The organism is Streptomyces sp. NPDC034037, assembly GCF_055575715.1.
The window spans coordinates 1066663-1079052 of sequence record NZ_JBVISC010000001.1; the positions used below are offsets into that span (position 1 = coordinate 1066663).

Annotated in this window: 10 protein-coding genes; 3 read left to right on the top strand and 7 right to left on the bottom strand. The window is 73.4% G+C overall.

Features of this window, described 5'->3' with window-relative positions; genetic code table 11:
• Positions 1 to 40: 40 nt before the first annotated feature.
• The 3 genes from ACZ516_RS04790 to speB all read right to left on the bottom strand — a co-directional run bounded on the left by ACZ516_RS04790 (position 41) and on the right by speB (position 4216).
• Positions 41 to 979 (bottom strand): serine hydrolase, encoded by a 939-nt coding sequence (locus tag ACZ516_RS04790; RefSeq protein ID WP_358585280.1) that lies wholly within the window; start codon positions 977 to 979, stop codon positions 41 to 43.
• A gap of 422 nt (positions 980 to 1401) precedes the next feature.
• On the bottom strand, positions 1402 to 3096 hold the full coding sequence (locus ACZ516_RS04795) for a thiamine pyrophosphate-binding protein (RefSeq protein ID WP_469008486.1): 1695 nt from the start codon (positions 3094 to 3096) through the stop codon (positions 1402 to 1404).
• A gap of 118 nt (positions 3097 to 3214) precedes the next feature.
• Positions 3215 to 4216, bottom strand: coding sequence for an agmatinase (gene speB / locus ACZ516_RS04800; RefSeq protein WP_469008488.1), 1002 nt, complete (start codon positions 4214 to 4216; stop codon positions 3215 to 3217).
• A 324-nt stretch (positions 4217 to 4540) separates the two neighbouring features.
• Between speB and ACZ516_RS04805 the strand changes: the two genes are divergently transcribed.
• Together ACZ516_RS04805 and ACZ516_RS04810 are read left to right on the top strand one after the other, a co-directional pair.
• A complete protein-coding gene (locus ACZ516_RS04805; protein WP_469008490.1) occupies positions 4541 to 6049 on the top strand; it encodes a PucR family transcriptional regulator in 1509 nt (502 codons plus the stop codon).
• A 5-nt stretch (positions 6050 to 6054) separates the two neighbouring features.
• Positions 6055 to 6843 (top strand): phosphatase, encoded by a 789-nt coding sequence (locus ACZ516_RS04810; protein ID WP_361075952.1) that lies wholly within the window; start codon positions 6055 to 6057, stop codon positions 6841 to 6843.
• Positions 6844 to 6893: 50 nt separating this feature from the next.
• On the opposite strand, the gene ACZ516_RS04815 is transcribed toward ACZ516_RS04810, so the two are convergent.
• The 4 genes from ACZ516_RS04815 to ACZ516_RS04830 all read right to left on the bottom strand — a co-directional run bounded on the left by ACZ516_RS04815 (position 6894) and on the right by ACZ516_RS04830 (position 10661).
• Positions 6894 to 7868 (bottom strand): cation diffusion facilitator family transporter, encoded by a 975-nt coding sequence (locus ACZ516_RS04815; RefSeq protein WP_469008492.1) that lies wholly within the window; start codon positions 7866 to 7868, stop codon positions 6894 to 6896.
• A 51-nt stretch (positions 7869 to 7919) separates the two neighbouring features.
• On the bottom strand, positions 7920 to 8789 hold the full coding sequence (locus ACZ516_RS04820; protein ID WP_358587814.1) for an acyl-CoA thioesterase: 870 nt from the start codon (positions 8787 to 8789) through the stop codon (positions 7920 to 7922).
• Positions 8790 to 8825: 36 nt separating this feature from the next.
• Entirely contained in the window at positions 8826 to 9983 is a 1158-nt protein-coding gene (locus tag ACZ516_RS04825) for an acyl-CoA dehydrogenase family protein (RefSeq protein ID WP_469008494.1), read from the bottom strand.
• 84 nt (positions 9984 to 10067) lie between these two features.
• A complete protein-coding gene (locus ACZ516_RS04830; protein ID WP_469008495.1) occupies positions 10068 to 10661 on the bottom strand; it encodes an SACE_7040 family transcriptional regulator in 594 nt (197 codons plus the stop codon).
• 110 nt (positions 10662 to 10771) lie between these two features.
• Here ACZ516_RS04830 and ACZ516_RS04835 point away from each other — a divergent pair, with 110 nt between their 5' ends.
• Complete coding sequence (locus ACZ516_RS04835) at positions 10772 to 12388, top strand: carboxyl transferase domain-containing protein (protein ID WP_361075964.1); 1617 nt, start codon at positions 10772 to 10774, stop codon at positions 12386 to 12388.
• Positions 12389 to 12390: the final 2 nt, after the last annotated feature.

The following is a 12390-nucleotide window of genomic DNA, read 5'->3' on the forward strand; positions in this document are numbered from 1 at the left end:
CCCGCCGCAACGAACCGCGCCCCCGAGGGGGCGCCGGGGCTCAGCTGCCGGGCACGGCCACGAACGCCTCACGCGGGGTGTCCGTGGGGGTGTAGCGGCCGGCCGCCGAGGCGCGGGGCGCCAGGTCCTTGTGGATGGCCTTGGCCACGCCCTGGATGGTGGCGACGCCGTAGTTCATGCTGCTGTTGCCGTGGGTGAGCACGGAGATCGTGTAGTCGTGGCCGCCGCCGTTGAAGGCGCCGATGCTGTGCACCCGCCAGCCGTGCGTCGAACGCTGGAGCCAGCCGTTCTTGACGTGGATCTCGACGCCGGCGGGCGCGCCCGCGGGGGTGCCCCAGCGCTGAGAGGTGATGACCTTGCCCATCAGCTTGAGCATGTAGGCGCGCGCGTTGTCGCTCAGGACGTCGTTCTTGGCGGTGATCAGCGCGAGGAGCTTCTGCTCGTCGGCGGCGTTGATCCGGGTCAGGCCCCAGTAGCCGTCGGCGCCCGGCACGGTCTTCGTCATCTTGGCGGCCTTCAGGAAAGCGTTGATCTTTCCCGTGCCGAGCTGGCGCCAGAGGGTGCTGGTGGCCGCGTTGTCCGAGCTGGTGATCATGGCGTACGCCAGGTCCGACTCGCGCTCCGTGAGCTTCCGCTCGGTCTTCTTCGCGTCCCACAGGAGCGTCGCGAGGACGGTCGCCTTGACGACGCTGGCCGAGTCGAACGAGGTGCCCGCGCGCAGGGTGCAGGTGGTGTTCGTGGTGCGGTCGCGCAGAGCGACCGCGATGGTGCCCTTGCGGTCCTTCAGGGCCGCGGTGATGTCCTTGGTGAGCTTGGCGGCGAGGCCGGCCTGCCCGGAGGTGCAGCTGACCGTCGGCGCGGGCGCGGCGACGGCGGGCGTGGCGGTCGCGGACACGGCGAGCGGCGCGAGCACCCCGGCGGCGAGGCCCGCCGCGAGCGTGCGGGCGCGCCGGGATGTCCCGGATACCGGGTGAGTCATGGAGTCTTTCCCCCTTGGGTCCGTACAGAACCCCCCGTGGGCCCGTACAAGCGGGCACTCGGCCACGCTCGTCCCACATGACTCGCCGGAGCCCGGGATGGTTGTACGAAAAATCCCGCTGATCAGCCAAGACGGTCACCCCGCCGGGCAGTTTTCCTCCCCCTCGCCCTCCCCCTCCCCTTCCTCGGGGCCGCCGTCGTACGCGCCTACGGGCAGCCGGGCCCCGCGACCGCGGGCGACCCGGATCACGTCCCGCAGGGACTCGGTGCCCCACCGGCGTGCCCGTCCGCGACTCCAAGGCGCCGCACGGCCCCGCCTGCTGTTCGCGGCGAATGGTTGGGCCACGTCCATCACCGCCGTCAAGGCCGGACAGCTCACCGGCTGAGTGTGGCGGGCGTCGCGTCACACTCGGCGCGCCGGTCTCAGCCCCCTGCGAGGTGCGTCGGCGCGAACATCTTCAGCACCGCCGGGAGCACCACCACCGACGGTCCCGGCTCGGCCAGCGCCTTCGACAGGTCGGCGCGGAGGGTTTCCGGGGTCGTACGGATCCCGGGGACGCCGAAGGACTCCGCGAGGGCCACGAAGTCCGGGCGGGCCAGCTCCGTCGCGGTCGCCTCGCCGAAGGCGTCGGACATGTACTCGCGCAGGATGCCGTAGCCACCGTCGTCGACGATCAGCCAGGTCACCGGCAGGTCGTACTGCCGGGCCGTCGCCAGCTCGGCGATCGAGTACATCGCGCCGCCGTCGCCGGAGACCGCGAGGACCGGCTGGGACGGGTCGGCGACCGCCGCGCCCAGCGCCGCCGGGAAGCCGTAGCCGAGGCCGCCCGCGCCCTGCGCCGAGTGCATGGTGTTGGGGCGCCTGGCGTCGAACGCCGACCAGGCCCAGTACGCGAGGATCGTCATGTCCCAGAAGGACGGCGCCGCGTCCGGCAGCGCCTCGCGCACGGCGGCCAGCACCCGCTGCTCCAGCGTGAGGTCCTGGGCCGCGATCCGCTCACGGACCCTGCCCAGGAGGGCCGCCACCCGCTCGGGGGCCCCGGGGTCCTCGCGGGGCGCGTCGATCGTCTCCAGGAGGGCCGACAGCGCGAGCCGCGCGTCCGCGTGGATGCCGAGCCCGGGGTGGTTGGACTCCAGCTTCCCGGCGTCGGCCTCGATCTGGACGACCCGGCCGCGCGGCCGGAACGTGTGGTAGTTCGAGGACAGTTCGCCGAGCCCCGAGCCGACCACGAGCAGGACGTCCGCGTCCTCCAGGAAGTCGGTGGTGTGGCGGTCCTCCAGCCACGACTGGAGGGAGAGCGGGTGCTCCCAGGGGAAGGCGCCCTTGCCGCCGAAAGTCGTGACCACGGGGGCGTTCACCAGCTCCGCCAGGGCAAGCAGCTTGCCCGAAGCGTCCGCACGTACGACACCGCCGCCCGCGATGATCGCCGGCCGCTCCGCCCGCGCGAGCAGATCTGCGGCGACGGCCGTCAGCTCGGGGCGCGGGACGACCTCGTCCGGGGTCGCGTCCATCGCCGTGACGACCGGCAGCGTCGTCTCGGCGAGGAGCACGTCCTGCGGGATCTCCACCCAGACCGGTCCGTGCGGCGCGGTCAGCGCGGACTGCCAGGCCGCGGCGATCGCCGAGGGGATCTGGGAGGCCGTCCGCACCGTGTGGACGGACTTCACGAGGTCGCGGAAGGACGCCTGCTGGTCGCGCAGCTCGTGCAGATAGCCGTGGCGCCCGCCGCCCAGGCCCGCCACCGGCACCTGGCCGGCGATCGCGAGGACCGGCGAGGAGGCCGCCGCCGCCTCCTGGAGCGCGGCGAGCGAGGTCAGCGCGCCGGGCCCGGCGGACAGCAGCAGCGGGGCGACCTCCCCGGTGATGCGGCCGTACGCGTCCGCCGCGAACCCCGTGTTGTTCTCGACGCGCAGACCCACATACGTCAGACAGGAGCGCCGCAGCGCGTCGAACACGCCCAGCACGTGCTGGCCCGGCAGCCCGAAGACGGTGGTCGCGCCGAGCCCGGCGAGGGTCTCGACGACCAGGTCGCCGCCGGTGCGCCCCGCGGGCGGGTGCAGGGCGGCCTCCGTCTGGCGCGGCGTGGGGCGCAGCACCAGGTCGTGGTCGTGGGTCATGCGGCGTCTTCTCCTTCTCGCCGGGGCGCGGACCCGGCGGGCGCCGGGCCGGGCACTCGGGCCGCCGGGCCGCGCGCGGCCCGGCGTGTCCCGGTGACCGACGGCCTCGCGGCCATGGTCACTTCGCCTGCTGCTCCCCGCCGTCGGCGCGGGCGGCGGCGATCTGCCTGCTCATGATCGTCGTCAGTTCGTACGCCGTGTGGGAGGCGGCGACGGCGGTGATCTCCGCGTGGTCGTAGGCCGGGGCGACCTCCACGACGTCGGCCGAGACGAGGTTGCAGGAGGACAGGCCGCGCAGGATCTCCAGCAGCTCGCGGGAGGTCATGCCGCCCGCCTCGGGGGTGCCGGTGCCGGGGGCGTGGGCCGGGTCGAGGCAGTCGATGTCGATGGAGATGTACAGCGGGCGGTCGCCGATGCGCTGGCGCAGCTGGTCGGCGACCTCGTCGACGCCGCGGCGGTAGACGTCCGCCGAGGTGACGATGCCGAAGCCCATCTTCTCGTCGTCGGTGAGGTCCTGCTTGCCGTAGAGCGGGCCGCGCGTGCCGACGTGGGAGAGCGCCTCGGTGTCGAGGATGCCCTCCTCGACGGCGCGGCGGAACGGCGTGCCGTGCGTGTACTCGGCGCCGAAGTAGGTGTCCCAGGTGTCCAGGTGGGCGTCGAAGTGCAGCAGGGCGACCGGGCCGTGCTTCTTGGCGACGGAGCGCAGCAGCGGCAGGGCGATGGTGTGGTCGCCGCCGAGGGTCATCATGCGGGCGCCGGTGCCGAGCAGGTCGTCGGCGGCGGCCTCGATGGTCTCCACCGCCTCGTTGATGTTGAACGGGTTCGCGGCGATGTCGCCGGCGTCCGCGACCTGGGCGAGCGCGAAGGGCGAGGCGTCCTGCGCCGGGTTGTAGGGGCGCAGGAGGCGGGAGGCCTCACGGATGGCGTTGCCGCCGAAGCGGGCGCCGGGGCGGTAGGAGACGCCCGAGTCGAAGGGCACGCCGACCACGGCGACGTCCGTCTTCCCGCCGACCTCGTCCAGGCGGGGCAGGCGCGCGTACGTCGCCGGGCCCGCGTACCGGGGGATGCGGGAGGAGTCGACGGGGCCGCGGGGGGTCGTCGGGTTCTCGGCGCTGCTCATGGTCGGTGTGCCTCCTGCTGATGCGAGTACTGCGGTACAAGTGTCGCGCGCCCCACCGACAACAGGCCGCGCGCGAGCCGGACCGCCACCGGAGCGCCCGGTTCCGGCTCTCTGGCGCCGCGACCGGCGAGAGGTCCGTCGGCCATGGCGAGCCTTCTTCGCGCACCTCGGCGGCGTGTCGTGCCGATGGGGGTGCTGACCGGCCCCGGGGACATCCGCCCGTCCCCACGGCATGCGGTCGGCACGACCCTAAGTGGCCGATAAGCCGCGCTGAAGTGTACGTTTCCTCCACACCGCACGACCGATACGGATGGAACGTCCACCATGGCCGAGCCCACCGGCCCGCCGGGCCCGACGGCACCCCCCACCGAGCCCGTCCCGCTCGCCGCGCTGCTGGCCCGCGCCGACCTCGGCCTGCGGCAGATCGCGGGCCCGGACAGTGCGGACACCGCCGTCCAGTGGGTGCACACCTCGGAGATGGCCGACCCCTACCCGTACCTCCTGGGCGGCGAGCTGCTCCTGACCGCGGGCGTGCACATCACCGACCCCGCGGGCGCCGACGACCACCTCGACGCCTACGTGGCCCGCATCGTCGCGGCGGGCGGCGCGGCCCTCGGCTTCGGTGTCGCCCCCGTGCACGACACGGTGCCGCCCGCCCTGGTGGCGGCCTGCGACCGCCGCGGGCTGCCCCTCCTGGAGGTGCCGCCGCGCACCACCTTCAGCGGCGTCGCCCGCGCGGTGTGGCGGCTGATGGCCGAGGCCCGGCACCGGGAGCTGCGCCGGGTGGCCGAGGCACAGCAGGCCCTCGCGACGGCCGCGGCACGGCCCGACCCCGTCCCCGCCGTCCTGCGCCGGCTCGCGGCGCGGCTCGGCGGCCTCGCGGCGCTCTACGGGCCCGACGGCACCGAGCTCCAGGTGGAGGGGCAGGCGCGGGAGGCGGCGCGGACGGCCCTGCGGGAGCTGACGGGCGTCGTCCGGCGTGCCGCGCCCGCCGCCCCGGCCTCCGCCACCGACACGGCCGGCACCACGCATCTGGCCGCCTACGCGCTCGGCGGCGGCCGCGGCTTCGCGCTCGGCGTCGCCACGGAACGCCGCGAGAGCGGCGACCACACCATCGCGGGGGCGGCGGTCGTCCTGCTCTCCCTGCTCACCGGCGAACACCAGGGCGCCTCCGAAGCTGCCCGCTCGGCGGCGCTCGTACGGCTGCTCCTCGGGGCGCCCCCGGCAGAGACCGGGCCCCTCCTGGGGAGCGAGACGTGGAGCGTGGTCCACGCGCGCGGGGAGCGCACCCCGCTGGCCGCCGCCGCGCTCGCCGCGGCGCTCGGCACCCCCCTGGTCGACCCGCGCGAGGACGTCGTACGCCTGCTCGTCCCCGCCGATCGCGAGGTCGCCCCCGCGCACGGCTGGGCCCTCGGCGTCTCCGCGGCCGCCGCCCCCGGCGACCTCGCGGCCGCGGATGCCCAGGCCGCCCGCGCCCTGCGCCGCGCGGAGGCCACCCGGCGGCCCCTGGTGCGCCACCACGCCAACGGCCTCGCCGCGCTGGTCGACCCGGAGGAGGCCGACGCCCACGCGCGCGTGCTGCTCGCCCCGCTCGCCGGGAACGAGGCGCTGACGGTGACCCTGCGGACCTGGCTGTCCCTGCACGGCAGCTGGGACCGCACGGCGGTCGCGCTCACGGTCCACCGCAACACCGTGCGCCAGCGGATCGCGCGCTGTGCCGCACTCCTGGGCAGGGACGTGGACGACCCGGACGTACGGATGGAGCTGTGGTTCGCGCTGAACCGGGAGCGGCCCGGTGTCCGTGCTCCGCAGAGCGCTCGTCCCGCACAATAGGAGCCATGCCGATACCCACCCGTGCCGCGCTCGTCGACCACCTCGTCCGCACCCGCATCGCGGGCGACGTCGCCACTCCCCGCGAGAACAACCTCAGCCACTACAGGAAGCTCGCGAACGGCGACCGTCACTACTGGCTCGGCCTGGAGCTCGGCGACCGCTGGAGCGACGAGCAGGACGTCCTCGCGGTGATGGCCGAGCGCTGCGGCGTCATCGACGACCCCGGGCACCGGCAGGGCCAGGACACCATCGACCCGGAGCTGACGGTCGACGCCCTGGAGCGCATGGCGGGCCGCCTGCGCAAGGCCGCCGCCGGCAAGGAGAGCGTCCTGTTCGCCACCGGGCACCCCGGGGGCCTGCTCGACGTGCACCGCGCGACGGCCGCCGCCCTGCGCGCGGCGGGCTGCGAGATCGTGGTGATCCCCGAGGGCCTGATGGCCGACGAGGGCATGGTCTTCCAGTTCGCGGACGTGGCGGTCCTGGAGCGCGGCGCGACGCTGTGGCACACGCACTCCCCCGAGCCGATGAACGCCATCCTGGACGGCCTGGAGCGCGCCGGCCGCCCCCGGCCCGACCTGGTGGTCGCCGACCACGGCTGGGCCGGGCGCGCGGGCCAGCGCGGCCTGGACTCGGTGGGCTACGCGGACTGCAACGACCCGGCGCTGTTCATCGGGGAGGCGGAGGGCACGGTGCAGGTGACCGTCCCCCTGGACGACCACGTCACGAGCCCCCGCCACTACGACCCGATGACCGCCTACCTGCTGGACGCGGCGGGGCTGACCCCTCAGTCCTAGACCTCTCAGCCCTAGACCTCTCAGCCCTGGACCCCTCAGTCCCAGACCTCTCAGTCCTGCCCCGGGCCCCCGGCCGGCTCCTGCCCCGTGCCCGGGGTCGGGTCCAGGTAGACGCGTCTGATCGAGGGGAAGCGCTCCTGGAGGCGGCGCGCCATGCGGTCGCAGGCCCGCTCGATGTCCGCGGCGCTCGACATGTCCCGGAAGTCGACCTTCGCGGCGACCAGCGCTTCCTTGGGCCCCTGGAGCAGCGTGGTCAGCTCCAGTACGGCCACCACGTGCGGGTCGGCGAGCAGCTCGGCCCGCACCGTGTCCCGCATCTCGCGCGGCAGCGGACGGCCGATCAGCAGCTCGGCGTTGGCGTGCCCGAGGACCCAGGCGACGTACACGAGCAGCACGCCGATGCACAGCGAGGCGACGCCGTCCCAGACACCGGAGCCGGTGAGCTGCCCGCCCAGCAGTCCGGCCGCGGCGAGCAGGAGGCCCGCGAGGGCCGCCGAGTCCTCCATGACGACGGCCTTGACCGCCGTGTCGGGGGTGTGCCGCAGATAGCGCTTGAGGCGCACCCCGTAGCGGTCGGCCTCGCCGCGCGCCTGCTTGAGGCCGGTCCGCAGCGAGTAGCCCTCCAGGAGGAAGGCGACGCCGAGCACGATGTACGAGATGAGCGGGTCGCCCGGCGCCTCGCCGTGGGTGAGGGTGTGGACGCCGTCGTAGATCGCGAAGATGCCGCCGCCGACGAAGGTGGCGACGGAGGCGAGCAGCGCCCAGATGTACCGGGCCCCTCCGTAGCCGAGCGGGTGTTCCTCGTCGGCGGGTTTGTCGCCGGCCTTGAGGGAGACGAGCAGCATCAGCTCGGTGACGGTGTCCGCCACCGAGTGCGCCGCTTCGGAGAGCATCGCGCTGGATCCGCTGATGACACCGGCGACGGCCTTGGCCAGGGCGATCCCGAGGTTGGCCACGGCGGCGACGACGACCGTGGCCGTGCTCTCGCCGCCGCCCTGCGACTTCTCTGACGGTTGCTCACTCATGTACCGGACGGTATGTCCGATCAGCGGGGAACGCGAACCCCGCCCCCGGGCTCAGCGCGGGACGCGCACGACGCCTTCCTGGATGACGGTCACCGCGAGGCGCCCGTCGCGCGTCCAGATCCGGGCCTGGCCGAGGCCGCGGCCGCCCGAGGCGGACGGCGACTCCTGGTCGTAGAGCAGCCACTCGTCGGCGCGGAAGGGCCGGTGGAACCACATGGCGTGGTCCAGGGAGGCCCCGACGACGTCGCCGACCGCCCAGCCGCCCCGGCCGTGCGCGAGCAGCACCGAGTCGAGCAGGGTCATGTCCGAGACGTACGTGGCGAGGCAGACGTGCAGCAGGGAGCCGCAGGCGTCGTCGGCGAGCTTGCCGTTGGTCCGGAACCACACCTGGGAGCGCGGCTCGCGGGGCTGCCCGACGGTGCCCCAGGGCGGCACGTCGACATAGCGCAGGTCGACCGCCGCGCGCGCCTCGATCAGCCGCCGGGCGACCGGCGCGGGCAGCTGGCGGGGCAGCGTCTCGGCGGCCGTGGGCAGCGTCTCGGGGTCGGGCGCGGCCGGCATCGCAGCCTGGTGCTCCAGGCCCTCCTCGTACGTCTGGAAGGACGCGGAGAGGTGGAAGATCGGCTGCCCGTGCTGGACGGCGACGACGCGCCGCGTGGTGAAGGAGCGGCCGTCGCGGATGCGGTCGACGGTGTAGACGATCGGCGCGCCCGGGTCGCCCGGCCGCAGGAAGTACGCGTGCAGGGAGTGCGCGGGCCGGTCGCCGGGGACGGTGCGCCCGGCGGCGACGAGGGCCTGCGCGGCGACCTGGCCGCCGAAGACGCGGGGCACGAGCGCCGAGCGGCTCACGCCCCGGAAGATGTCCTCCTCGATCTGCTCCAGGTCGAGCAGGTCGAGGAGGGCGTCAAGTGCCTGGTTCATGGGGGTAGTTCTACCGCGCGGTTCGGGCAGCGGCTCTCAGAGGCCCATGTTCTTCGCGATGATCATCTTCATGACCTCGCTGGTGCCGCCGTAGATGCGGTTGACGCGGTTGTCCGCGTACAGGCGGGCGATGGGGTACTCGTTCATGAAGCCGTAGCCGCCGTGCAGCTGGAGGCAGCGGTCGATGACGCGGTGCGCGACCTCGGTGCAGAACAGCTTGGCGGAGGCGGCCTCGGCGGCGGTCAGCTCGCCCGCGTCCAGGGCCTCCAGGGCGCGGTCGGCGACGGCCTCGGCGGCGTCCACCTCGGCCTGGCAGGCGGCCAGTTCGAACTTGGTGTTCTGGAAGGACGCGACCGGCTTGCCGAAGACCGTGCGGTCCTGGACGTACTCCTTGGCGAACCGGACGGCGGCCTTGGCCTGCGCGTACGCCCCGAAGGCGATGCCCCAGCGCTCGGAGGGGAGGTTGCTGCCGAGGTAGTAGAAGCCCTTGTTCTCCTCGCCGAGGAGGTCCTCCACGGGGACCTTGACGTCGACGAACGCCAGCTCGGCGGTGTCGGAGGTCTTCAGGCCGAGCTTGTCCAGCTTGCGGCCGACGGAGTAGCCCTCGGACTTGGTGTCGACGGCGAACAGGGAGATGCCGAAGCGGCGGTCCTCGGCGGTGGGCGTGGAGGTGCGGGCGCAGACGATCACGCGGTCGGCGTGCACACCGCCGGTGATGAAGGTCTTGGCGCCGTTGAGGACGTAGTGCGTGCCGTCCGCGGAGAGCTTGGCGGTGGTCTTCATGCCCGCGACGTCGGAGCCGGTGCCCGGCTCGGTCATCGCGAGGGCCCACATCTCCTCGGCGGAGACGAACTTCTCCAGGTAGCGCTTCTTCTGCTCGTCGGTGGCGAGCATCTTGATGTAGGGCAGGGCGAGCAGGACGTGCACGCCGGAGCCGCCGAAGGTGACGCCCGCGCGGGCCGTCTCCTCGTACTGGATGGCCTCGAACTTGTGCGTGTCCAGGCCGGCGCCGCCGAACTCCTCGGGGACGTTGATCCCGAACAGGCCCAGCTCGGCGAGCTTGGAGTAGAACTCGCGCGGCACCTGGCCGGCGGCGAACCACTCGTCGTACACCGGGACGACCTCGGCCTCGATGAAGGCGCGCAGGGTCTGCCGGAATGCCTCGTGGTCCTCATCGAAAACGGTACGGCGCACGGAGTACTCCCTCTGCCCACATCGACTAAGCGCTTGCTCAGAGGAAGGTTACCCGGCGGTCACCAGAGCGTCCAGAGACGCAGGTCACTCCGCGGCCGCCGCCGCGAACGCCCCGCGCGCCAGGCGGTGCAGCAGCCGCGCCATGGCCGCCCGGCTGGGCAGCGCGTCGCGGCGGCTCAGGTGCGGCGTGGAGTTCAGCAGCCCGAAGACGGCGTGCACCGACACCCGCGCCGCGTTCTCGGCGAGGCCGGGGTAGACCTTGCGCACCACCTCGACCCAGATCTCCACGTACTGCCGCTGGAGCTGGCGGACCAGCTTGCGGTCGCTGTCGCGCAGGCGGTCCAGCTCGCGGTCGTGCAGGGTGATCAGGGAGCGGTCGTCGAGGGCGAAGTCGATGTGCCCCTCGATGAGCGAGTCGAGGACCTGGTCCGGCGAGCCGTCCGTCTCGGCCACGCGCCGCTTGCCGCCCGTCAGCAACTGTCCGCTGATGCCGACGAGCAGTTCCGCGAGCATCGCGTCCTTGCCCGCGAAGTGCCGGTACAGACCGGGGCCGCTGATGCCGACGGCGGCACCTATCTCGTCCACGCCGACGCCGTGGAAGCCGCGCTCGGCGAAGAGCCGGGCGGCCTCCTTGAGGATCTGCTCGCGGCGGGTGGGGGCGTCGGTTCTGGTGGCCATGGAATCAATTCTAGACAGGCCGGTTAGCGGTCGTTAACCTAAGGGAAACACGTTAACGCCCATTAACCGATCCGGGCGTGACGGGTGGACCGAGCAAGGGGGCTCGACTGATGCGGCAGGCACCAGTGCTGACGAGCGCGGCAGATCCCGCGTCCGAGGCATGGCGGGAGAACGAGGCGGCGCACACCGCCCTCGTGGACGAGCTGCGGGCCAGGCTCGCCGCGGCCCGGCTCGGCGGCGGGGAGCGGGCGCGGGCCCGCCATGTCGCGCGCGGCAAGCTGCTGCCCCGGGACCGCGTGGACACGCTCCTGGACCCGGGCTCGCCCTTCCTGGAGCTGGCGCCCCTCGCGGCCGAGGGGCTGTACGGCGGGCAGGCGCCGGCGGCCGGCGTCATCGCCGGGATCGGCCGGGTCTCGGGACGCGAGTGCGTCGTCGTGGCCAACGACGCCACCGTCAAGGGCGGCACGTACTACCCCATGACGGTGAAGAAGCACCTGCGCGCCCAGGAGGTGGCCCTGGAGAACCGCCTCCCGTGCCTGTACCTGGTCGACTCGGGCGGCGCCTTCCTGCCGATGCAGGACGAGGTCTTCCCCGACCGCGAGCACTTCGGGCGGATCTTCTACAACCAGGCGCGGATGTCGGGCGCCGGCATCCCCCAGATCGCGGCGGTCCTCGGCTCCTGCACGGCCGGCGGGGCGTACGTCCCCGCGATGAGCGACGAGGCGGTGATCGTGCGGAACCAGGGCACGATCTTCCTCGGCGGCCCGCCCCTGGTGAAGGCGGCGACCGGCGAGGTCGTCACCGCCGAGGAGCTGGGCGGCGGCGAGGTCCACTCGCGGACCTCCGGGGTGACCGACCACCTCGCCGAGGACGACGCGCACGCCCTGCGCATCGTGCGCACCATCGTCTCCACCCTCCCCGGGCGCACCGCCCCGCCCTGGCCCGTCCAGCCCGTGGAGGAGCCCAAGGTCGACCCCCTCGGGCTGTACGGCGCGGTGCCGACGGACTCCCGCACCCCCTATGACGTACGGGAAGTCATCGCGCGCGTGGTCGACGGCTCCCGCTTCGCCGAGTTCAAGGCGGAGTACGGCACGACCCTGGTGACGGGCTTCGCCCACCTCCACGGCCACCCGGTCGGGATCGTCGCGAACAACGGCATCCTGTTCGCCGAATCCGCCCAGAAGGGCGCCCACTTCATCGAGCTGTGCGACCAGCGCGGCATCCCCCTGGTCTTCCTGCAGAACATCTCCGGCTTCATGGTCGGGCGCGCCTACGAGGCGGGCGGCATCGCCAAGCACGGCGCGAAGATGGTCACGGCCGTGGCGTGCACGCGCGTGCCCAAGCTGACGGTCGTGGTCGGCGGTTCGTACGGCGCGGGCAACTACTCCATGTGCGGCCGGGCCTACAGCCCCCGCTTCCTGTGGATGTGGCCGAACGCCAAGATCTCCGTGATGGGCGGCGAGCAGGCCGCCTCCGTCCTCGCCACGGTCAAGCGCGACCAGGTGGAGGCGCGCGGCGAGCAGTGGGCCCCCGAGGACGAGGAGGCCTTCAAGGACCCCATCCGCGCGCAGTACGAAGAGCAGGGCAACGCCTACTACGCCACGGCCCGCCTCTGGGACGACGGCGTCATCGACCCCTTGGAGACCCGGCAGGTCCTCGGCCTCGCCCTGACCGCGTGCGCCGGGGCACCGCTGGGCGAGCCCGGCTTCGGCGTCTTCCGGATGTGAGG

Bases quoted from the DNA above. Each gene is read 5' to 3' on its own strand.
- ACZ516_RS04805 (WP_469008490.1), top strand. From the start codon at position 4,541: ATGGCCGAGCCCACCGGCCCGCCGGGCCCGACGGCACCCCCCACCGAG.
- ACZ516_RS04815 (WP_469008492.1), bottom strand. From the start codon at position 7,868: ATGAGTGAGCAACCGTCAGAGAAGTCGCAGGGCGGCGGCGAGAGCACG.
- ACZ516_RS04810 (WP_361075952.1), top strand. From the start codon at position 6,055: ATGCCGATACCCACCCGTGCCGCGCTCGTCGACCACCTCGTCCGCACC.
- ACZ516_RS04830 (WP_469008495.1), bottom strand. From the start codon at position 10,661: ATGGCCACCAGAACCGACGCCCCCACCCGCCGCGAGCAGATCCTCAAG.
- ACZ516_RS04820 (WP_358587814.1), bottom strand. From the start codon at position 8,789: ATGAACCAGGCACTTGACGCCCTCCTCGACCTGCTCGACCTGGAGCAG.
- ACZ516_RS04790 (WP_358585280.1), bottom strand. From the start codon at position 979: ATGACTCACCCGGTATCCGGGACATCCCGGCGCGCCCGCACGCTCGCG.
- ACZ516_RS04835 (WP_361075964.1), top strand. From the start codon at position 10,772: ATGCGGCAGGCACCAGTGCTGACGAGCGCGGCAGATCCCGCGTCCGAG.
- ACZ516_RS04795 (WP_469008486.1), bottom strand. From the start codon at position 3,096: ATGACCCACGACCACGACCTGGTGCTGCGCCCCACGCCGCGCCAGACG.
- speB (WP_469008488.1), bottom strand. From the start codon at position 4,216: ATGAGCAGCGCCGAGAACCCGACGACCCCCCGCGGCCCCGTCGACTCC.